The following is a 22,210-nucleotide window of genomic DNA, read 5'->3' on the forward strand; positions in this document are numbered from 1 at the left end:
TGTACACTTTAAACTGATTTCGGACTATGGGTATAAAAAGGCTATTTTTTATTTGTATAGTCTTGATCGCGTGTAAATGGCTCCGACACCACTATATGTGCGAGTTCAACGGGAGACTTGCCTTCCTCTTCGAAATAAATTTCCTCTACATCGGGAAAGTTTTCAAAATAGGAATGAACAATTGTCCCAATAAATATATTCTCCCCGGCACTTCCTTGTACATTCTCTAATCCACTATCCATATTCAAGAATAGCTTTGTGTTATTATTCTCCAAACGATAATCAATTAACCCAACTTCGAGCACCATAATTTCATCAAAAATTTGATGAACTAAATCGCTTGTAGGGTCAATAGTTACGTCGTATGGTTCAACATACTCCGCATTTGCGTCCCCTCTATAGACGGTAATTGTTTCATTACTTTCTTCTGCTATTCCATTTCCCGCCCAGTCATAGGATACCTCTTGTTTCTGGTCACTTAATTCTTCTGCGGTTGACCAAGCTACTAGTGTGTATGAACCAGCAGGTACTTCTGTCAATTCTGTTTTTAAGTCAAGTGGTATGACGATTTCTTCATTTGGCTTTAGCACTTTTTCAGAAATCATAAGGACAAATACCTTATCGGCTGAATAGGTGAATACAATGCTATCTTCATTGTTTAAAAGCTGATACTCAATTTCCTGCCCGCTCGGATATGTTAATGTCATTTCTTTTGCTGTTTCATTTTTCATAGTAAATGAAGCATTACCATCCTCTTTAACTTCTAGTTCAGTTGTAATATTTTTGCCCTCCTGTTGTTGCGGTTCACTGGAAGTAATGCTATCTGAATTATCTGTTCCGCAGCTCGCTAAGATCAAAATAATAAAAATCGAACATACACCCCATATTATTCTTTTCATCTTAATCACTCCTTTAAATATTAGACACTTTAGTTTGAAGAAAGTTACAGGATGAATTGTCGGAAAAATAAGAAATTGGTATAGTTGTGTAATGGGGGGAGATTCAGTGAATAGGAAGATATCTATATTATTTTTGCTGATAATTTTTGTGATGGTTGGAATTTTTATTTATAATGAACAGTTTAGTGCAGATGCCATTAAAAAGAAAATAGTTAACCAAAAAGACTATACATTCAAGCTCCAAAAGGAGAATGTCCCAATTGAGTTCTTTATCAAATCAGATTGGATTCCTCTTTCTTCTGAAGAACCCTTAAAAATTGATGAAATAGTCTATACTGATGATCAAACAAATGTAGTTCTAATGGAAGTGATGAAACGAGGCGAGCATTTAACCTTTTCTTTTGATACAAAGTATCGGTTGAATCGAGAAAGCGGCAATTTGCTTGTAAATTATACGATTAATCCAGGTGGAGGGATAACAACTGAGAGTAGTATGAATGATATTCTGCTATTTGATAAAAATCATAATAAAATAGAAACAGATGGTGTTGGGATGGGGCCGGACGAAATGTTTGGTTTTGATATAGAACAAGGAGAATACCCTGCCATTATAGATGGCTTTTATGTTAAATATAACGTATTTAATAAATACTCATACAAAAAAATTAAATAAAGGTACTTAGATGCGTTCATTAGTGGTTAACCCATTGAGAACGCATTTATTGTTTTCTTAAGAATTTCTTCATATTTTCCCTACTGGAATGTTAAGGAATGAGGGGTACAATAAGTAACATAAGAACAACGGAGAGGGCATCCTATAGAACACCACATCCTGTGGCAACGGACGGATACATGACCCCTAGGAGGTAAGCGAATGACACAGTTTACGGTATTGGTTACGGATGATGACCAAGATATTCGAGATGGTATCGAAATTTATTTGAAAAATGAAGGCTACCGAGTTTTAAAAGCTGCAGATGGGTTAGAAGCATTGCAGTTAATAGAAGAAAACGAAGTTCATGTCATCGTGTTAGATATTATGATGCCGAAAATGGATGGAATATCAGCAACGTTTAAAATCAGAGAACAAAAAAATATCCCAATTATTATGCTAAGCGCGAAAGCAGAGGACTCGGATAAAATTCATGGGCTATCTGTTGGAGCAGATGATTATGTGACAAAGCCTTTTCATCCGATGGAATTGGTGGCACGTGTGAAGTCCCAGCTTAGAAGATATACGAAGTTAGGCAATTATCAAGGGCAGCAGCAAGTGATTGAAATCGATGGACTAATTTTAAACAAAGAAGCGAAGGATCTTTCTATAGAAGGAGAGTCTGTTAAACTAACGCCAATTGAATTTAAAATCACAGAGCTACTGATGACAAATGCAGGACGCGTTTTTTCCATCAATGAAATATACGAACGAGTTTGGAATGAACCAGCCTATAACGCTGAAAATATAGTAGCAGTTCATATCCGAAAAATTAGAGAAAAAATAGAAACAGATCCTAAAAATCCTAGATATCTAAAGGTGGTGTGGGGTGTTGGCTATAAAATCGACAAGTAAAATGAGTTTCCTCCTATCTATAGTGGCAATCGTCTGTGGAATACTTTGTTTGTTTTATTGTATAACCAACTTAGTGCCTTTAGTAGAAATTAGAGAGAGCTTCGTGGAAATCATCCAAAACATGAAAGGGGGCGTTGCAGGGTGAAGAAATCAATTTTAAAGAATATATTGTTATCTTTGTTAGCGGTAATGATGGTCTTAGCCTTCATAACGCTAATCAGAGATGGTGGTAATTATATTGGGAAAAACTATTTTGATAGCGATGGTTTTGAGGCAGAAGTGAGTAGCTTTGAGTCTTCCATTGTTTCACTTATTTTAGCTGTTCCAGATATTGAAGAAATAAAGAAAAATATTACCGTCTCAGCAGAAGAAATAGATGAACATCGCTACCGGTTTGGTAGTCTGCAAGATCAACTAGATTCCATCGTATCTCAATATGAAGGAAGAACGGACGAAGCATCCATTGCAGAACGTAATAAAAAAATGGAAGACATAACGAAAAATTTTGAGGATAATGTGCATGTAGCAGATAAGGTACGACTTGAAAAAGAAAAGCAAGTGGATGAATATTTCCTAGCATTAGAGCGACGTAAGAATGAATTTATTAACTATGGTGATGGGTTTATTTATAGTTTGAAAAATGAAGAGACAGGTGAGGAATTTACAAGAGGCGACTTGGACTCTAAGCTTGCTTATAAAAAGGAATACTCTAGTAAGTCCAACTATTTAAGAGGAAATGTTATAAATGAAAATATAGACAACTCTTGGTATGTGCAAAATTTAATTGGCTATAGCTTCCCCCAATTTGAAGGAACTATTGCTATATCTGAGGCAAGTATTATGAATGGCGATCGAGCGGACAGTTATCAGTACTTTAAAAAACAAGAGAGATTCTTTTATGGAATACTAATCCTAGGTGCCCTAGCAACTATTGCTTTTACTTTCGTATGGAGAAAAGACAAGAGTCATTTTCAGAATGAGGAAGGAAAGCGAAAGTATCATAGCCTGCCAATAGATGTACAATGGGTATTATTTTTTATCAGTATTTTTATTGTATTTGCAGCTACGAATGAATTGAGAATAAGTATTTTACATTATTATGGAGCCGATATTCCGATCTTTATGCTTATTATTGCTATTCTTACAACCACTTTTGTATTTTATCAATGGGAGTGGGTAAAAGAAGGATTTGGACATATAGATTGGAGGAAAAGCCTCGTATACAGTTGGTTTAAGTCATTAGAGGGCTTTTTCTTAAAACGCACTATCGGGGTACAAACGTTGATCATGCTGATTGTCATTTTCTTCTGGGGATTTGGCACGTTGCTGACACTTGTTCAACCATTTGCTCTAATAGTATGGGTTCCCGCAACGATTTTAATTGGTATACCAGTACTTGTGTTTTTATTGTCTAGAATGGCATATCTTAACCGAATTATTATGAAAACAGAGGAAATGGCAAGAGGCGTAATTGGCAACGAAATCGAAGTGAGAGGGAAGTCGCCGATTGCTGAGCATGCGGCTAGCTTAAACGGACTTCGTAATCGAATAAAATCATCCCATTCTGAGCAAGCGAAAAGTGAACGCTTGAAAACCGAGCTTATTACAAATGTTAGCCATGATTTGCGTACGCCTTTAACATCTATCATCACTTACACCGATTTGTTGAAAAATCCAAGTATTACAGATGAAGAACGAGCATCCTATATTGCGATTTTAGATAAAAAGTCGATGCGTTTGAAAACGCTAATTGAAGACTTGTTTGAAGTATCTAAAATGGCAACGGGAAATATCGAGTTAGATAAAAGAAAAGTGGATTTAACCCAACTACTGCAGCAAGCAATCGCAGAGCACCAGGAAGACATTGATAAATCAGGGCTAGAGTATCGAGTAGCCATTGGTACAAAGCCAATCATGTCTTATGTAGACGGACAAAAGTGGTGGAGAGTTCTAGATAACCTGATTATCAACACGTTGAAATATGCCTTGCCTAATACTCGCGTGTATATCAATTTGGATCAAATTGACGGAGAAGCCATTTTCGTCGTCAAAAATATAGCGAAGTATGAGTTAGGAAATGATGTGAATGAACTTACCGAGCGATTCAAAAGAGCAGACACATCTCGTCATACAGAAGGTTCGGGACTAGGCCTTGCCATCGCACAATCCATCGTGGATTTACACGGAGGCAGCTTAAGAATGGAAGTAGACGGAGATTTGTTCAAAGTAACCGTGAAAATAGCTGTAATAGTATAAAAAGTGATAAATACCAGCGCGTAAAGGGGTCTATTACTTATCGGAACTTTGAAATGTTACTAGATATATAAAACAAATTAGCCTAGCTCATAATGAGCTAGGCTATTTCCGTATTATTTTTAACTGCCCATTAAAATAAAGTGCGCGTTAGTTGAATAAGATATAAAACTTTCTAACAAAAAGAACGAGAAATAATTTTAGGTTATATTTCGTAGTAAAATTGGAGTCAAAAAAACACCCTATTATCTAGCGGGTGTGTGTTTCTTGCATTCAATTGGTGTATGTTGTGGCAAATACCCATTAAAATCCATAGACAAAAAAACATGTCCAATACATTGAAAAAAATGAGAACTTGTGATAAATTTATATAGATATACACTAAAAATATTAATGTGTATTATATCCCTAATTTATATTATACATTATAATTTTTCGTTTGTCAATTCCAATTTTCTTGAGGAGTGGTTGCTATGGGGTTAGAATTTCAGCAGGAGCAAAAACGAGTGGATAGTGTAGTAGAGACAATAACGGAGCAAATCACCAGATTAGAGGAAGAAACTTACCGGAGTCGGAACGAACTGGTTAATATACGCAAACACTTTTGGGATGAGGTCAAGGTGAATGTTGATACCTTCGACGACTATCTTGAGACCATCATTGGCTTGAGACAAGAGACTCAAGCTCTATCAGTTATCCAAAGCACCAATAGACATGCATCTAAGAAATTATCCAAGCTTCGACGTATGCAGGAGGTTCCCTACTTTGGCCGAATCGATTTCATTGAAGAAGGAGATTCTACTCAGGAACAAATTTATATTGGAATCTCCACACTTAGGGATGCAAGTGGCGAAGAATTTCTTATTTATGACTGGAGGGCACCTGTCTCAAGTGTCTACTATGAATACCAGAACGGACCGGCCAAGTATGCAACGCCTGGGGGTGAAATCAAAGGCATATTAGTGAAAAAGGGGCAATATCTTATCCGTGGCGGTGTTCTCCAATCCATGTTCGATACGAGTCTCACTATTGGAGATGAGATTTTACAACAGGTGTTGGGAAAAGGCACAGACAAACATATGCATAATATAGTAGCTACCATTCAACATGAGCAAAATCGAATCATCCGTCATGATCGTGGAAGACTGCTCATCGTACACGGTGCTGCTGGAAGTGGCAAGACATCGGCTGCCCTGCAGCGGATTGCTTTTTTACTCTACAAATACCGAGATAGTATGAATGCTGATCAAATTATTCTATTTTCACCTAATTCGATGTTTAACAGTTATGTGTCCAATGTGCTGCCAGAACTTGGAGAAGAGAATATGCAGCAGGTCACATTTCAGGAATACTTAGACCATCGGCTAAGTGAAGAGTTTCAAGTTGAAAATCCCTACGAGCAATTGGAATATGTTTTAACTGCTACGAATACCCCTTCCTACAGGTCAAGGGTGGCGAGCATTCGATTCAAAGCATCACCTCTTTTTTTCGAAGCCATCGAATCATATAGGAAGTCGTTAGAGTTATCTGGGATGTTATTCAAGGACATAATCTTCAGAGGAAAACCGATTGTTACCGCCGGGCAAATAGCAGAGAAGTTTTATAGTAACGACACATCACTCCGCTTCCATAATAGGCTTGAAAAGTTAAAGGATTGGCTAATTAAGAAAATAAATGAAACCCAAAAGGCTGAGCTGACTAAGCCGTGGGTACAGGAGAAAATCGAGCTGCTTAGCAACGAAGATTACTATAAGGCCCAGACCTACTTAGCGAAAAAACGCGGATATAAAAGAGAATCGATTGCAGATTATGAGATCGAGCCTGAAGCACTTGCACGATTGATTGTTCAACAGAAATTGAAGCCGTTACGTAACCGAGTCAGAACATTTGGTTTCATCGACAATAAGGGTATATATGAGAAGCTTTTTGCTGATCCTCTGCAAATCAAACAGTGGATAGAGGGGGAAACACCCGCGGAGTGGGCCCAGGTTTGCCAAGCGACGCTGGAAATGCTAAATGAAGGCAAACTATCTTACGAAGATGCTACTCCTTTCTTACTTTTGAAAGAGCTAATTCAAGGCTTTCAGACGAACAGCTCGATAAAACACATACTTGTTGACGAGGCTCAGGATTATTCACCGTTTCAATTCGAGTTTCTAAAACGTTTATTTCCTTCGGCAAGAATGACTGTGTTAGGTGACTTTAATCAGGCGATATTCGCTCACGCGAGCGAAATGGACGATTTTAATACACTTTTGAGTTTATACGGACAGGTTGAAACGGAAGTGATTAACATGACACGCAGCTATCGATCCACAAAGCCGATTATCGAATTTACAAGCAAACTAGTACCAAACGGCGAACGGATTATCCCTTTTGAACGCGACGGCGAGCAACCCGTGCTGACACAATTGCTTAATCACACAGAACTACATCGCAGCATCGTATCCAAAGTCGCAACTTTGCAAGGTCTTCGTTATAACGGTATTGCTATAATATGTAAATCAGCTGAGGAGTGTAAGAGTGCATACGAATCCTTGTCCAACATCGATGATATTAAGCTCGTGAAGAACGGCTCGAGTGAATATGAACAAGGAGTTGTTGTCATACCTTCGTATTTGTCCAAAGGCATAGAATTCGATGCTGTCATCATTTATGATGCATCAGAGCAAGTATACGGGGATGAGAGCCTTCGTAGGGTATTCTACACTGCCTGCACAAGAGCAATGCATTATTTGCATCTTTACAGTGTAGGTAAACCGACCCCATTATTAGGAAACGTCTTGCAGGAAAGTTTCATCCAAGCTTGACTTAGTTGGAATTATAAACAGATTAGGCAGAAGTACAAAAAAGGATCACCATCTTTTAAAATGGTCATCCCTTTTTTTTGTAGTTTCTATTTCCTTTATTAAATAATCCAATTTACTTTGTATATCTGAGAGTTGCTGCTGATTTATCTGCTCTTTTTTTTCTACATTCTTTTCTTCCTGAGCCAGTTCGGAAAGAGCGATGCCTTCACTGATGGCTTCAATAATATATCCAATCGTTACAACAACGGTACCTAGAAATCCAACCTTTGCTGCTAGGTTAGCCGGTTGCTCATTCTCCGGCTCAATAGGGTCTAGTGGGTTCATGCGCACTAACATCCTTTATGCTATCTTTTTATTAGCATATGTTGATGGGAACAAATAAGTTATTTTTTTGTGGGAACCAATTTATGTTCAAATGCATAGATCACCGCTTGTGTACGGTCACTTACCTCAAGCTTCGATAAAATATTGCTGACATGTGTTTTGGCTGTTTTCAATGCTATAAAAAGAGTATTCGCTATATCTTGATTTGTTTTGCCTTCTGCCATGAGTAGAAGTACTTCATGCTCTCGGTCTGTTAAATCTTCATGGAGAGCATGGTCCGAGCCTTGGCGCATTCGTTTCATCATTTTATTTGTTACTTCAGGCTCTAATACGGCATCTCCATTTAATGTTTTGCGGATAGAGTCTGCAATATGAGAAGCTTTAGACGTTTTCAACAAATAACTGATAGCGCCAGCTTCGAGTGCAGGATATACTTTATCGTCATCGATAAAGCTCGTGACAATCATTACTTTTGCTTCTGGCCATTGTTGAACAATTTCGCGTGTAGCCTCTGCACCGTTCATGATAGGCATAACCATATCCATCAAAATAATATCTGGCTTATGCACAAGGGCCATATCCACAGCTTCTTTTCCATTAGTCGCCTCAGCGACTACTTCCATATCAGGCTGCGCTTGCAAGTATGCGGAAACGCCGATACGCACCATTTCATGGTCATCCGCTAATAAAATTCGAATCATTTTCTCTCTCTCCTTTCTCTAACTGGATTGTTTCAATGCTTTTTTTCTCGATCGGCAGCTTCACTTCTACAATTGTACCTTGAGAAGGAACGGAAACAATTTTACATATTGCTCCGATTTCCACTGCTCGTTCCTGTACACTTTGCAATCCGTAAGAGCCGTTTTTGGAGTCTACCTGTTCAAATCCGACACCGTTATCCTGAACGCGGAAAATAGCAAGATTATCTCGTTCAACGAATAATATATCGACTTCTGTTGCTTTTGCATGCCGCAATGTATTCGATAACGTTTCCTGAGCGATTCGGAATAAATGATCTTCGGCACCTTTCGATAAATGAACGTCTTCTAATCGATAACGAATTGTGAAAAATACTTTTTCCTGTAATTCCATTAGCAACTCTTCTAAACCTTCCTTTAGCGTTTTATCATGAAGGGCTGCAGGACGGAGGTGCAGTAATAATGCGCGCATTTCTAATTGAGCCTGCTGCACAATTTTTTCGGTTTGTAGCAATGTTTTTGGGGCTTTTTCATGTTGTGCTTCTTCTATTTCTACCATAGTGGATAATAGCATGGATGCGGCAAACAATTGCTGAGATACGGAATCATGCAGCTCTCTAGCTAGTCGCTGTCTTTCCTGCACGATACGTTCCTGAATAACCTTATCTTGTGCTTCCGCTTTTTCATTTGTAATGCGTTGTAATGTCTTACGCTGTGTCATAATAAGTTGCTCTAGTTGAGTTGTCGTAACATGTAATCGCTTTGAGTAAGAATACTTTTTTTTCGCAGGTACAAATGTTTCTGCCGCAAGTAACGGGCGCAGACTAGTATCAATCTTCTTTTCCTGATCTCGAACCTTTTGTAGGGTGTTCAATGAAAAACTAAAACTAATAATTGCAAGGGTTATAATAATCCAAGCTCCAAAAGGAACTTCTGCATATTTTACTTCTAGTAAGGACCACCAAGCATCTTCGTTTGGCCAGCCCCATAGTGCGTAAAGTAAAAGTGCTGCCAGTGACAGTAAAGTGATGAAAATAGAGAGGCCCTGCCCAAAAACAATCTTCATTTGCGGATCACCTCAATATCCCCTATCCATGTAGAAACAGTAATAACTAACTCTGAAGCGTAGGTAACACCCTCTAAATAACCATCTTTCACTAGGACAGATTGGTTCCATAACCGCTGTACCCCCCGACCAAAGATATCTGCCTCTCCAATAATAGTTGCGTAATGTAGCCTTACCGGAATTTCGTATGGTACATAGATGGTCACTTTCCCAAGAGACTGGCGAATGGAAACGAAGGATGTACCCTTTGGCAATACTGTTTGCGTTACATCGATTGCTTGTTCTCCATAAAAACTTTGGACGTGGACATCCTGCCACTCATAAGCATTAAAAGGTGTCGTTTGAGAAGAAAATAACTTATTTTGAATAATACTATTTGGAGTTTCTTTATATACGGTGTCAAATGGACGAACAATTTTTTGAATAGGTTCATTTTTCCATAACTTATACAGGACGTAGCCCATAATAGCTAGTAGTAGAAGTCGCAAACTCCACATAGAAAAAATCGCTATGATTAAAAGAATAAATCCGCTCCAAAATAAAAATCGAGTACGTTTACGCATGCTAAAATACATCATCCCGATGCCAAGAAGAACTAATACAATACTGCCGTTTCCAAAAATCGTAGCCTCTATGAACATAAGGAAAACAAAACAAATGAGTATAAACGCTAATCTGTTTGTTTGGTTTTCTTTCATAATGAGTATTCCTCCTTCTTCGCATAAAGATTAGTAAGGAGAAGGCGCGTGCCTTCTCCTCTATTTGGTACCTGTACCTGCTAATCTTAGTTTACACAATTTCTGCTTTAGTTTGTGCATTTTTTTCTAACATTTCTAAACGTTGTTCCATTGAAGTAATTTCATGCTCTTTTTCAATCTTTTGTCCAAGACGTTCGATGTATTGTTCCATATCTTGGAATGTACCGAAATTCTTTTCTTTTTGTTCTGGTTGTAGGATGCGATCCATTTGATGGTGTGCACGAGTTACGTTTTCTTTTCCCATCAATTGTAATTGACGAACTTTCATGTCTTTGATTTTATGTTTCATCTCTTCGTATTTACGTTCTAATCCGAAAAGCTCTTCCGTCGTTTGGTGAATACTGTTTTGTAATACAGTGGCACGTTCCTCGTATGCGTTTACTTCTGCTAAAGCAAATGCGGCTAGGTCTTCTTCGCTGCTTGCTGTTGCAAGTTCTACCTGGTTTTTACGTTTTTCAACCATTTGCATCGTTTCAGTTAGTTCTTTTTCCAGTTCTTGTTTTAGGTTCCCTTGGCGCTCTAACCATTTTCCAGTTTGCTCTGTTTGTTTTTCTGCTTCACGAATGTATTGGTTTAGCATTGCAATCGGGTTTTTTTCTTCTTTTTTGTCAAATAGCTTGTGTAAGTCTGCTTCTATTGAGTATTTTAATCTGTTTAATAATGATGTCATGTTCGTTTCCTCCTTATTTTGAAAGCTCGTTCCATTGTTTTTCAAAGTTTACAAATGGGTCATCTGTTTTAACGATTGGTGATGAAAAGCTTAATGATTCGTTGTTCCATTTTTTCACTACATACCAAACTGCCAGAATTGCTAGGATAGCGAAGAATCCAGGTACGTTTACAACCGCAGTGATTAAACCAATGATACCAACGCTTGCCCAAAAGATTTTCAAGAAGGTTGAATCACTCTTCAAGTAAAAGTGTACCCCTGCAAAGACGATTGCCGCGGAAACTCCAAGAGCTAAAAGCGAACCTAAGTTAGCTAGTGCTACAATCCCAGCGATAATTCCTAGTGTTAATAAACCAAATTTTTTCATATATTTGTTCCTCCTCTCGTTTGTATTACAAGCTTATCAATTCTAGAAACGAATCCAAACGGGCTTAGAATCGATTTTCCTATCGGTCTAGAGACTTAGGAGTACTAAGACAATTTCTGCTATACTTATGAAAAAGTGGTCAGGAATCAGTTCAGTCCCTGATTCTTTGTTGAATTAAAAATACATACATTGGAGAAATGACACATGAAAAGAATCGCTGGAGCAGTAATAGCAATCCTTATATATTCTGCAATTGTATTTTACTTTGGCTGGAGCGTCGCCACTTGGGTAGAACTATACCTCCCTATAAATAATTGGATATTCGGCATTATTTGGGGACTAATTGCTTTTGGGTTTATTATTGGGAGAGTCAGTCATAAGCTGAGGGTATTTAGTATAGTAGGTTCCTTTTGGATGATTGTAATGCAGTATGGACTTATACTTTTTCCGATTGCGAGCATACTTACATGGATTTTCCCGGCTCATTTAAACCTAATAGGATGGATAGTTTTCGGGATTTTCATCATTATAATAATATTTGGTATGTATAACGCATACACACCAGTTGTTCGAGAGCTTTCTATTGTAATGCCGAAAAAGGGTTCCAAGCTAGAATCTATTAAAGTAGTGGTTGCATCTGATTTCCATCTTGGTTTATTATCCAATAGGGCACATTTAACTCGCTTTGTGAAAAAAGCTAATGCTGAGAAGCCAGATTTAGTTTTGTTAGCAGGGGATTTAGTCGATGACGATCCTATTTGGTTTGTTCAAAAAGGCATGTCCGAAGTGATGAAACAGCTCACTTCTACGTATGGTATATATGGGGTGCTTGGAAATCATGAATACTATGGAAAGAAAATTCCTCTATTAGTAGAAGAGATGGAAGCATCGAACGTCCGCATGTTATTAGATGAAACTATTTTGGTGGCAGATTCGTTCTATTTGACAGGTCGAGAAGACATGACGAATAAAAACAGAAAGCAATTATCCGAGTTAGCTCCAGAAGAAAGAGGTTTACCATGGTTTGTAATGGATCACACACCTTCTAATTTATTGATTCCGGAGAAGGAAGCAGTAGATTTTCATGTATCTGGTCATACGCATCTTGGGCAAATGTGGCCCAATCATCTATTTACGAGAAGGATATTTGAATTAGATTATGGGTATAGACGAAAAGGAAGTTTACATGCAATTGTATCTTCTGGGTTTGGCTTTTGGGGGCCACCTATAAGGTTAGGAAGCCAATCAGAGCTATGGTCAGTAAACATTAAGTTAGAGGATGGGGAAGTATAATGGAAGCATGGATTACAGACTGGATGAATCAGTTTGGCTATCTAGGAGTATTTTTATTAATTTTGGCAGAAAATATTTTCCCGCCGATTCCTTCTGAAGTGATTTTGACACTTGGAGGATTTATGACGACGACTACGAGCATGACGAAGCTTGGTATTATTATTGCATCCACGGCGGGTTCGGTCATTGGTGCAACTATTTTGTATGGTATCGGGTTACTTCTAGACGTAGAGCGTTTGGAGAGAATTATAGGGAAGTACGGCAAGTTCCTACGATTAACGATTAAGGATATTCACAAAGCGGACGCATGGTTTGATAAATATGGAGTCTGGGCTGTGTTTTTCGGAAGATTAATACCACTTGTAAGAAGTCTTATTTCGATTCCTGCTGGGATGTCGAATATGAAGTTTGGGTTATTTCTTCTATTTACCACGCTTGGAACATTAATATGGAATACGGTATTAGTTTCAGTAGGAGCAGCGGTAGGAGATAACTGGGATGAAATTGTTGGATATATGGATATATACTCTAACATCGTATACGCACTTATAGCTATTGGTGGTATTGCATTTCTTATTTGGTACTTTAAAAAACGTGACTAAGGAGATCATATGGAAATTTTAGAGTTATTAAAAGCACTTATACTTGGATTTGTTGAAGGGATGACAGAGTTTGCACCAGTATCGTCCACGGGACATATGATTATTGTCGATGATATGTGGTTGAAAACGGAAGAGTTTTTAGGGAAATACTCTGCTAATACGTTCAAAATTGTTATTCAGTTAGGTTCGATTTTAGCGGTAGTAGTAGTTATGTGGAAACGATTATTTAGTTTAGTAGGATTATACAAAATAGATACAGAAGAATCGAGCAAGCAGTTTAATCTTCTTCATGTTATTGTAGGTATTATTCCGGCTGGAGTATTGGGAGTATTATTAGAAGATTTTATTGATGAGCATTTATTTCGAGTGGAATATGTAATTTTCAGTTTAGTAGCCGGCGCTATTTTCATGATAATTGCTGACAAATTTGGGCCAAAAAAACCGTCCATCGTAAGCTTAGATCAAATTACATATGCGCAAGCATTCAAAGTGGGTCTAGTTCAATGTTTGTCATTATGGCCAGGGTTTTCTCGCTCAGGTGCAACAATCTCCGGTGGGGTATTGTTCGGGATGAGTCACAAAACAGCAGCAGATTTCACTTTCATTATGGCTGTGCCTATCATGGCTGGAGCAAGCTTAGTATCTGTAGTTAAAAACTTTGATGAGATTAATATGAGTGATATGGGCTTTTATGCAGTAGGATTTATTAGCGCATTTGTATTCGCACTTATTTCTATTAAGTTCTTCTTAAAATTAGTTTCACGGATCAAGTTAGTTCCATTTGCAATTTATCGAATCGTGGTAGCGGTAGTTCTTGCAGTTATTGTATTTCTTTAAATAAGATAACAAATATTATTAAGTACTCCATGGAGTGGTACAAAACTATAGGGAAAAAGCATTGCCTCTGGCAGTGCTTTTTTTTACGAAGTGATCAGATTGTAATATGGAGTACATATTGAAATGATAAAAGCATGAGCGTGCTTTAAAAGAAGGGATTTGTTAAAGAAGTTTGATATAGTGACTGCTGCTTATTTGACATACTCACCCATTTTCATGATTTATTAAAATAGTATTAATGTTCCTAGCGTTAAATTTAATTATTTCTGATTTAAATAGGTAGGGCAAAATAACTATTTTGGAAATCCTATTGAACTGGTAAAGTTGAAGCAAGTTGAGGACTCTAAAACGATTGGCTGTAAGGTATAAGTGGTTTACTTAGAGATAGAACCGAAATGAAGGGGGATAAGAATTCATGATTGAATGGGGAAACATCAATTACTTGCCGGTATTGGTCGGGGGTATTATTTATATGGTGTATGGAGGAATCTATTATTCATTAGTTTTGTCAAATAAGAACAAGCATGAGGATATTACGACTCATGAAAGTAAAGGTCCATTTAAGTATATTTACTCGGTAATAATGGCGTTTATTAGTTCATTTTTAATGGCCTTACTCGTACAAAATATAGGGGTAAATGATTTACTTGGAGGAGCGGGGATAGGCTTCATCGTTGGATTAATAATAACGATGGTTTATCTGAAAAACTCTTTTTTTGGTCTGATATCCAAGAAATCATTTATGATAGCAATTGTAGATCACCTAATTATTTTCACGATATTAGGTGCCATTCACGGAATTCTTATATAATATAAATACCTAAAATGAGGTGTTGTCTCTAGAAGGAGATAATACTTTTTCTAAAAGATAAGAAAGTATATAAAAATGTAGCGTGAACACTAGTTTCATGTGACTTTCGAGAATGAATACTCCTGCTGATTTCCGTTACAGGTGGACGCTTTCCGCGGGGGAGCGATGAACCATCACCTTCGCTTGCGCGTCGATGTAATGGTTCATCTGTCTCCCTCACCCCGCTGGAGTAATCACCTTGCACTACAATCAATATAGAGTGTAGTACTTCATTGGAAGATTTAGCATAACATATTGCTTAGATGATAAGATTACCCAAAGTTAATGTAGGAATAAAATCATCCTTATCTTTACTTATTTCCAAATGATACATGAATATTTAAGTGATATTGTATTCAATTATCCGTTTCTTCAAGTGAATTTTGTTGATTGGAGCGCAGGGCGGCGACTCCAGTGGGAACAGCGCGAGCTGAAGACCCTGGACGGAGCGTAGCGAAAATCTTTTTTGCGACGAGCCTTGCGCAGGAGCAAAGGAAGCGGCTGAAGCCGTGCCCACGGAAAGCGTCCGCCCGAAGCGGAAATCAACGGCATCGGCATATCTAGTTTTTTTTTTTCTTAGAGGACCGGGAGTCTTTTTGCCCGGTTTTTCTTATATTTGAATATGTAGGTGTTGTTTTGGAATATAAAATGTTGAATTGTCCGCTGTTCGCCAACATGTTACTATAAGGTCACTGTCTCCAAGCTCATTTAGTAAATGTGTTATTAATAGAGTGTAAAACACTATTATCTCGCTTTGGGCTAGGATAATAAATATGTAACACCCCTTGAAGAGGAACGTCTAATTACAAAAAGGGGAATACATCTATGAAAAAGGTAATTTCACTCTGTATTTTATTTATTGCTCTTATATTTGCAGGGTGTCAAAATGAAGAAAACTCAGCTAATACAATTGGGGAACAAAATAATGTTCCCGACTACACACCTTCATCTGAGGATGTTGTAGATATGCATGGAGAAATTGAAAATAAAGAGAGATTCGAAGAGTTTCTAAATAATGTTGAAAAAAACCAAAAGGATAGTATTAGAGTAGTTAGTTATACCACAGAAGGTGATCCAATGCTGAAGGATCTTGAATATGATGGTGGAGTTATAAAATATACAACAGACACAAGAAGAGATAAATTTGGAGTAGGAAGCATAAGTAATACATCTTGTACTTCAGTTGAGGTCGTTGAAACCACAGAAAGAACTGATTACCTTCTGGAAGGCTGCGATAATAAAGTAGATAATATTATTTTAGTCACTTGGAAATAGCAGGGGACGGGTTTTTCTTGAGGTTTTCATATTTAGAATTATATTATCTATTGCTCACTTAAACACAATATGTTAGATTATATAAATGAACTAAACACAATATATAGTATGTTAACGATAAAAAGGTACCTTTATGGTTTAAAAGGGAATTCGGTAAAAGCCGAAGCTGTCCCCGCAACTGTAAGTGTGGACGACTGTTGAATAGCCACTGCGAGCAATCGTGGGAAGGCCAGCAGAAGAGTGAAACACGAGCCAGTAGACCTGCCTCTTCATCGGTAAGCAACACTTTCTTCGGGGGTTGAGAGGTGGGAGCGAAGGCCTCTATCTCTAATGATCGATATGTCTTGTTGTATCCTACACTTTTAATTTTGAGCGATGGCTCAGCCGAAGATGGCTGTGACATCGCTTTTTGTATTGTAGTTTAAATGTGTGTACCACATAAAGAGCGGTAAGTACCACATAAAACAATCCAAGCACCACATAACCGAGGACAAGCGCCACATAACTGTACTCGATAAAAATATAGGAGGAATTCAAATGATAATCAGCTCAAACACAACTAAACAAGAAGTACTACATAATCTAACAAAAGAATTTGGGGAAGAAAAAATTGCTCCTCTTATAAAAACACATGAAAGATGGATGCAAAAGCACCCAGAAGGTACAATAGCCGCTTGGTCTAAGTCAATGTCATTAGAAGCCTTAAGCTTTCTAGATGAACAAGAAACGTACTGGACCTTTGTAGCTGCACGAGTCCATCTAGCCGAGGTTTACGAGCAAGTAGCTGAGAGAAGAAACACAACTGCGGATGCAGTGTACACAAAATTTGCAAAAAATGTACAGCACTTAAGTGAAAAAGGTATTTACGATAAACGTCTTAAACAAGTATATTCCCTACAGGAACTAGAGCAATTAGCTGAGATCCTTGTACCAGAGAGAGACTACTTGTTTACATATATTGGACTGAAAACGCTATTGGATCGCTATGTAGCGAAGGACTTTGATAAGTCTATTGTGGAACTGCCACAGGAACGATGGCTGGTTATTGCGATGACGCTTATGAAGGATGAGCAAGAAAATCGAATAGAGAAAATAAAAGAAGCATACTGGGCAATGAGCAACCTATATATGACAGTAGCAACACCAACACTTTCTAATGCAGGTAAGCCACATGGGCAACTTTCTAGCTGTTTTATAGACACGGTAGATGATAGTCTTCAAGGAATATACGATAGCAATACCGACGTAGCAACTCTTTCAAAATTTGGTGGTGGTATCGGTGTTTATATGGGTAAAGTGCGTAGCCGTGGGTCTTCTATTAGAGGCTTTGTAGGAGCCTCTAGTGGTGTACTCCCTTGGATAAAACAGCTTAATAATACGGCAGTAAGTGTGGATCAGCTTGGGCAACGTCAAGGAGCGGTAGCTGTTTACCTAGATGTGTGGCATAAAGATATCTTTACATTTTTAGATCTACGTTTAAATAATGGGGATGATCGTCTCCGTGCGCACGACATTTTTACTGGTGTGTGCTTGCCAGATTTATTTATGGAGAAAGTAGATGCTAGAGAGGAATGGCATTTATTTGACCCGCATGAAGTTCGCCAGCTAAAAGGCTATTCGTTAGAAGATTTCTATGATGAAAAACGTGGAGATGGTTCGTTCCGCCAAAAATATGAGGAATGCGTCAGTGATCATCGTTTGTCTCGAGAAACAGTTCCTGCTATCGACTTGATGAAGCGAATTATGCGGTCTCAGCTAGAGACTGGTGTGCCATTTATGTTTTACCGCGATGAGGTCAATCGTAGCAACCCGAACAAACATGCTGGGATGATTTATAGTAGTAATCTTTGTACAGAAATTTTCCAAAACCAAAGTGCAACAACATTCGAGTCGATTCAAATTGAGGATGATATCATTGTCACTCGTCGTAAGCCAGGGGACTTTGTCGTATGTAATTTATCTTCTATTAATCTAGGACGAGCAGTTCCGGCAGATGTATTAGAAAAGCTCATAAAAATTCAAGTTCGAATGCTCGATAACGTGATTGACCTAAATATGATTCCAGTTCCTCAAGCAGAACGTACGAATTCTAGATACAGAGGGATCGGTCTAGGAACGTTTGGATGGCATCATTTACTCGCACTCAAGAATATTCGCTGGGAATCGGATGAAGCGGTAGAGCTTGCGGATGCATTATATGAAAAAGTTGCTTACTTAACGATTAAAGCTTCTGCAGAGCTTGCAATGGAAAAAGGGGCATATCCATTATTCGAAGGGTCAGATTGGCAAACAGGAGTCTATTTTGACAATCGCAGGTATGACAGTGAATCGTGGAATGAACTTCGTGAACAAGTAAGTAAAAGCGGAATACGAAACGGTTATTTAATGGCGGTTGCTCCGAATTCTTCGACATCCATTTTAGCTGGAAGTACTGCAAGTATTGATCCAATCTTCCAAAAGTCTTACTCGGAAGAGAAGAAGGATTATAAAATCCCAGTCACTGTACCGGATTTAAATTCTGAGACTACATGGTACTACAAATCTGCTTATTTCATTGATCAGCATTGGACACTTAAACAAAATGCTGCCCGTCAACGTCATATCGACCAAGGTGTTTCGCTAAACCTATATGTGCAAAATACGATCAAAGCAAAAGAATTATTAGATTTACACTTAGATGCCTGGAATAGTGGGCTGAAAACAACTTATTATGTGCGTTCCACTTCAGTTGAATTAGTAGATTGCGACTCTTGTTCAAGCTGATGAAGGCCATCATTTGTTATTTAAGCTATAGCGGAAATACCGAAGAAGTAGCGGAGCTATTGAAAGTACAATTGGAAGCTGGCGGTATCGATATAGATATGTATAGCATTGGTTATGGAGCGGTACCGAATTTGTTTGAATATGACCTTATTTTTCTTGGAACTTTTACTTGGGATAAGGGGAGTACGCCGGAGGAAATGAAGGACTTTGCAAGAGAAGTTGGTGATAAGCCACATAATGTCTATATATTCGGCTCTGGTGACACACAGTTTGGCGGAGATGATTTGTTCTGTAATGCTGTGGAAAAATTAGTTCGTTTCTATAACAGCGATTATCCGGGTTTGAAAATTGAGCAATCACCGAGAGGTAGCCAGGAGAAGCTGGTAAGTAAATGGTTAGAAGGAGTTTTGGAACATGCAGAAGGCAAAAACATTAGACCCTAGAAATCCAAATAAATCGACTGGAATTTTCAACGGTCAGTCAAGTGGGATATTAAACTGGAACGATATTGCCTATCCCCACTGGCATAAGATGTACAAGCGCTTGCTAGGTAACTACTGGCAGGCAGATGAAATAAATATGTCAAATGATATTAAGCAGTTCGCTAGCTTGAGTCAGTCAGAGCAGGATGCTTATTTGAAGATTATTGGTTTACTTGCAACATTGGATGCACCTCAAACACGCACAGCTCTGCTCTTGTCTCTATACGCAACCGATCCATCGGTTCAATCGATTATGGCGGTCATAGCGCAGCAGGAAGCGGTACATAATGAAAGCTATTCGTATGTACTATCTTCAGTCGTATCACTGGATCAGCAAAACAAGGCATTCGAATTTGGGAGAACAGACGAAATTTTACTCAAGCGTAATCAAAATATCGCCAAGTATTATAATGACTTCGTTGAAAACCCAACGACAGAAAATATAGTAAAAACCTTAACGTATACGACATTGCTAGAAGGTTTGTTTTTCTATTCAGGCTTTGCCTACTTCTATAATCTTGCTCGCTATAACAAAATGGTAGGGACTTCTACAATGATCAGCTATATTAACCGAGACGAGCTAGAGCATGGCCGATTTATATCTGAACTGTTTAGAGCAACTCTTTCTGAAAACCCAGAATTGAATAACGAAGAACTGATTGGGTGGGTATACGAGCAATTTAAAGAATCCGTAGAATTAGAAATAGAATGGTCAGAGTATGTATTAGCTGATATTGAAGGAATCGAATTAGAGGAAATGCACGGGTATATTAAATATCGTGCCAACAAAATGCTGCGTCTTATTGGGCTTAATGAAATCTATCCTGAATATGTGGAAAATCCAATGAAATGGATACGTGCATACGCAGACAATATTGATGGCACAAAAACAGATTTCTTTGAACAAAAATCACGCCAATACGTAAAAGTAAACGCTATTGATAATGGATTTGATGATCTATAAGTAAAATAAGCGTCTATGAGTCCCTTTGACTTATAGACGCTTATTCCTTCTTTAAAAACCCTTATGTAGTAGAAGGTAGTGTTATCGTTACAATTGTTCCAAGCTCACTTGACTCTACCTGAATGTCTCCGTTATGTGCTTCCACAAGTTGTTTTGCAATGGCCAGCCCAAGCCCGGTTCCTGAAACTTCCGTAGTTGTATTTGTTCCTCTATAGTAGCGATTAAATAGATTTTCTAGTTCCTCTATCGGAATACCTTCTCCTTCATCTTGAATAGTTAATTTTACAGAATCTTTCTTTTGATCAATTATTAAAAGTATTTTTGTTCCTTCGGGTGTATGTTTAATCGCATTTCCGACTAAATTATCGAGTACTCGTTCAAACAACTTTGGATCAATATAAACTTGTGCATCTTCATCTCCTATAGGCTCTTGGATATCCTTCCAAACGGAATTGGACATATACGATTTTACGAATTCAAATAGGTTTACATTAATCTTTTCTATTGAAATAGCATTGTTTTTTAGTTGATAAGTGTATGTTAAATCTTCTATTAAAGCATTCATATAGGTCGACTTTTCTTGCATTGTCTTTGCAAAAGCTTTTATCTCTTCATTTGACCACACATAATCATCAGAAGAAAGCATGGTTGAATATCCATAAATCGAACTAAGCGGCGTTTTTAAATCATGTGATAGACCAGTAATCCAGTCTTCTCGTAACTTTTCAGTTTGCATAATCTTTCGCTCATTTGCTTCCTGCGTAGAAGCTAGATGGGAGAGTGATCGATCAATTTCTTCGTATACACGGTATTTTCGCTTTAACCGTCCAGTTTTATAATTCCTTAATTTGCGATCGTCTAAAACCTCATAATCCTGTTTGGCTAATTTTTCGATACGCTTAAGAAAGAACAAGACTGGGCGACCAAATCGGCTTCCAATCCAAAAAGAAAACAATATAGTAAAGAAAAAGAGAATAAGGTGAAATAACAGAAGACCTATCCCAAACTTTTTCATGCCATCCACAAATGCTGGTTCAAAAGGGTTATAGTTTGAATTATTGATCCTGACAACAGCAATCGTTCCATCTGCTAATAACCCGGAAGCGATTACTTCTTTTCTTTCGGAATAATTATGGGAACTAGCAAGTATTTCAATACCACTAAGTGCTTGTTTTGATGGACCAAAAACAACTTGTTCTCGCTTGCCTTCTTGCGTATAAATTTCAAAAATGGCGTCTGCTTGTGCTAGTTTCTTTTGTATGTCACCCGACAAATTTTCATCATTTTCTTGAACAATCATAGAAAGTAACTGTGTTGCAGGATGTATTTCGATAAATACAATATACAAGCCGTTACCCTGTTCCCAAACAAATGCCTCTTTCGTTTTTGTCATGGCTACAAATTGAGAAATAGTGTAACTTTGGCAACAATAACTACTATTCTCTGAACTAGCAAGTACCTTGCCGTCTTTATTGACTAATTGAACAAGTCCTTTATTTTCATGTGCCGAGTCAATTAAATCTTGAGATAAATGATAAGTCCCATTTGAATCTTTAGTAAAATCTGACTCAAGCTCAAACGCATCTAGTTCACGAATATCAGTATAGCTATTACTGCCCATTACATCATTAACAAAATATACAATCAGTCCAATCGATACAATGAGCAGTACAGTATAAAAGACAACAAAATATGCTAAAAAACGAGTAGTCATTTTCGTGGATAATCGCAT

20 protein-coding genes and 1 riboswitch are annotated in these 22,210 nt (G+C 37.9%); of the genes, 12 read left to right on the forward strand and 8 right to left on the reverse strand.

The features are described 5' to 3' along the window. Nucleotides 1-41: 41 nt before the first annotated feature. Nucleotides 42-899, reverse strand: coding sequence for a BsuPI-related putative proteinase inhibitor (locus tag KD050_RS11980; RefSeq protein ID WP_211892588.1), 858 nt, complete (start codon nucleotides 897-899; stop codon nucleotides 42-44). Between the two features lie 106 nt (nucleotides 900-1,005). Between KD050_RS11980 and KD050_RS11985 the strand changes: the two genes are divergently transcribed. The 4 genes from KD050_RS11985 (at nucleotide 1,006) to helD (ending at nucleotide 7,529) form a co-directional block, all read left to right on the forward strand. Then, nucleotides 1,006-1,572, forward strand: coding sequence for a hypothetical protein (locus KD050_RS11985; protein ID WP_211892589.1), 567 nt, complete (start codon nucleotides 1,006-1,008; stop codon nucleotides 1,570-1,572). Nucleotides 1,573-1,773: 201 nt separating this feature from the next. Beyond that, nucleotides 1,774-2,466: a response regulator transcription factor gene (locus KD050_RS11990; protein ID WP_211892590.1), complete on the forward strand. Its 693-nt coding sequence runs from the start codon at nucleotides 1,774-1,776 to the stop codon at nucleotides 2,464-2,466. 141 nt (nucleotides 2,467-2,607) lie between these two features. Then, nucleotides 2,608-4,722: an MFS domain-containing histidine kinase gene (locus KD050_RS11995; RefSeq protein WP_211892591.1), complete on the forward strand. Its 2,115-nt coding sequence runs from the start codon at nucleotides 2,608-2,610 to the stop codon at nucleotides 4,720-4,722. A 470-nt stretch (nucleotides 4,723-5,192) separates the two neighbouring features. After that, nucleotides 5,193-7,529, forward strand: coding sequence for an RNA polymerase recycling motor HelD (helD, locus tag KD050_RS12000; protein ID WP_211892592.1), 2,337 nt, complete (start codon nucleotides 5,193-5,195; stop codon nucleotides 7,527-7,529). Nucleotides 7,530-7,574: 45 nt separating this feature from the next. Here the strand turns inward: helD and KD050_RS12005 are convergent, their stop codons facing one another. The 6 genes from KD050_RS12005 to KD050_RS12030 form a co-directional block, all read right to left on the reverse strand. Further along, nucleotides 7,575-7,853, reverse strand: a complete 279-nt coding sequence (locus KD050_RS12005) for a hypothetical protein (RefSeq protein ID WP_211892593.1) — start codon at nucleotides 7,851-7,853, stop codon at nucleotides 7,575-7,577. 59 nt (nucleotides 7,854-7,912) lie between these two features. Then, a complete protein-coding gene (locus tag KD050_RS12010) occupies nucleotides 7,913-8,554 on the reverse strand; it encodes a response regulator transcription factor (RefSeq protein WP_211892594.1) in 642 nt (213 codons plus the stop codon). Continuing rightward, nucleotides 8,529-9,617 (reverse strand): sensor histidine kinase, encoded by a 1,089-nt coding sequence (locus KD050_RS12015; protein WP_211892595.1) that lies wholly within the window; start codon nucleotides 9,615-9,617, stop codon nucleotides 8,529-8,531. Before KD050_RS12015 ends, KD050_RS12010 begins: the two co-directional genes overlap by 26 nt. Then, entirely contained in the window at nucleotides 9,614-10,315 is a 702-nt protein-coding gene (gene liaF, locus KD050_RS12020) for a cell wall-active antibiotics response protein LiaF (RefSeq protein WP_211892596.1), read from the reverse strand. Before liaF ends, KD050_RS12015 begins: the two co-directional genes overlap by 4 nt. A gap of 91 nt (nucleotides 10,316-10,406) precedes the next feature. Beyond that, nucleotides 10,407-11,045 (reverse strand): PspA/IM30 family protein, encoded by a 639-nt coding sequence (locus KD050_RS12025; protein ID WP_211892597.1) that lies wholly within the window; start codon nucleotides 11,043-11,045, stop codon nucleotides 10,407-10,409. Nucleotides 11,046-11,058: 13 nt separating this feature from the next. Continuing rightward, nucleotides 11,059-11,412, reverse strand: coding sequence for a lmo0954 family membrane protein (locus KD050_RS12030; RefSeq protein ID WP_211892599.1), 354 nt, complete (start codon nucleotides 11,410-11,412; stop codon nucleotides 11,059-11,061). 204 nt (nucleotides 11,413-11,616) lie between these two features. Here KD050_RS12030 and KD050_RS12035 point away from each other — a divergent pair, with 204 nt between their 5' ends. From KD050_RS12035 to KD050_RS12070, 8 genes are all read left to right on the forward strand, one after another. Further along, on the forward strand, nucleotides 11,617-12,705 hold the full coding sequence (locus KD050_RS12035) for a metallophosphoesterase (protein WP_211892600.1): 1,089 nt from the start codon (nucleotides 11,617-11,619) through the stop codon (nucleotides 12,703-12,705). Next, nucleotides 12,705-13,307, forward strand: a complete 603-nt coding sequence (locus KD050_RS12040) for a DedA family protein (RefSeq protein ID WP_211892601.1) — start codon at nucleotides 12,705-12,707, stop codon at nucleotides 13,305-13,307. Before KD050_RS12035 ends, KD050_RS12040 begins: the two co-directional genes overlap by 1 nt. A gap of 9 nt (nucleotides 13,308-13,316) precedes the next feature. After that, the gene (locus KD050_RS12045) at nucleotides 13,317-14,144 is read left to right on the forward strand and encodes an undecaprenyl-diphosphate phosphatase (RefSeq protein WP_211892603.1); all 828 of its coding nucleotides are present in this window, start codon (nucleotides 13,317-13,319) and stop codon (nucleotides 14,142-14,144) included. Nucleotides 14,145-14,559: 415 nt separating this feature from the next. Beyond that, on the forward strand, nucleotides 14,560-14,955 hold the full coding sequence (locus KD050_RS12050) for a DUF1761 domain-containing protein (protein ID WP_211892604.1): 396 nt from the start codon (nucleotides 14,560-14,562) through the stop codon (nucleotides 14,953-14,955). Between the two features lie 864 nt (nucleotides 14,956-15,819). Further along, nucleotides 15,820-16,269, forward strand: a complete 450-nt coding sequence (locus KD050_RS12055; RefSeq protein WP_211892605.1) for a DUF4362 domain-containing protein — start codon at nucleotides 15,820-15,822, stop codon at nucleotides 16,267-16,269. 106 nt (nucleotides 16,270-16,375) lie between these two features. Further along, nucleotides 16,376-16,553, forward strand: a riboswitch (cobalamin riboswitch). Nucleotides 16,554-16,806: 253 nt separating this feature from the next. Next, the gene (locus KD050_RS12060; protein WP_211892606.1) at nucleotides 16,807-19,032 is read left to right on the forward strand and encodes a ribonucleoside-diphosphate reductase subunit alpha; all 2,226 of its coding nucleotides are present in this window, start codon (nucleotides 16,807-16,809) and stop codon (nucleotides 19,030-19,032) included. Beyond that, complete coding sequence (locus KD050_RS12065) at nucleotides 19,020-19,475, forward strand: flavodoxin (protein WP_235753801.1); 456 nt, start codon at nucleotides 19,020-19,022, stop codon at nucleotides 19,473-19,475. The genes KD050_RS12060 and KD050_RS12065 overlap by 13 nt, the downstream gene beginning before the upstream one ends. Then, nucleotides 19,447-20,478, forward strand: coding sequence for a ribonucleotide-diphosphate reductase subunit beta (locus KD050_RS12070; protein ID WP_211892607.1), 1,032 nt, complete (start codon nucleotides 19,447-19,449; stop codon nucleotides 20,476-20,478). Before KD050_RS12065 ends, KD050_RS12070 begins: the two co-directional genes overlap by 29 nt. A 61-nt stretch (nucleotides 20,479-20,539) precedes the next feature. Here the strand turns inward: KD050_RS12070 and KD050_RS12075 are convergent, their stop codons facing one another. After that, a complete protein-coding gene (locus tag KD050_RS12075; protein ID WP_211892608.1) occupies nucleotides 20,540-22,210 on the reverse strand; it encodes a sensor histidine kinase in 1,671 nt (556 codons plus the stop codon).

Origin of the sequence: Psychrobacillus sp. INOP01, assembly GCF_018140925.1 — a bacterium.
Lineage (GTDB): Bacteria > Bacillota > Bacilli > Bacillales_A > Planococcaceae > Psychrobacillus.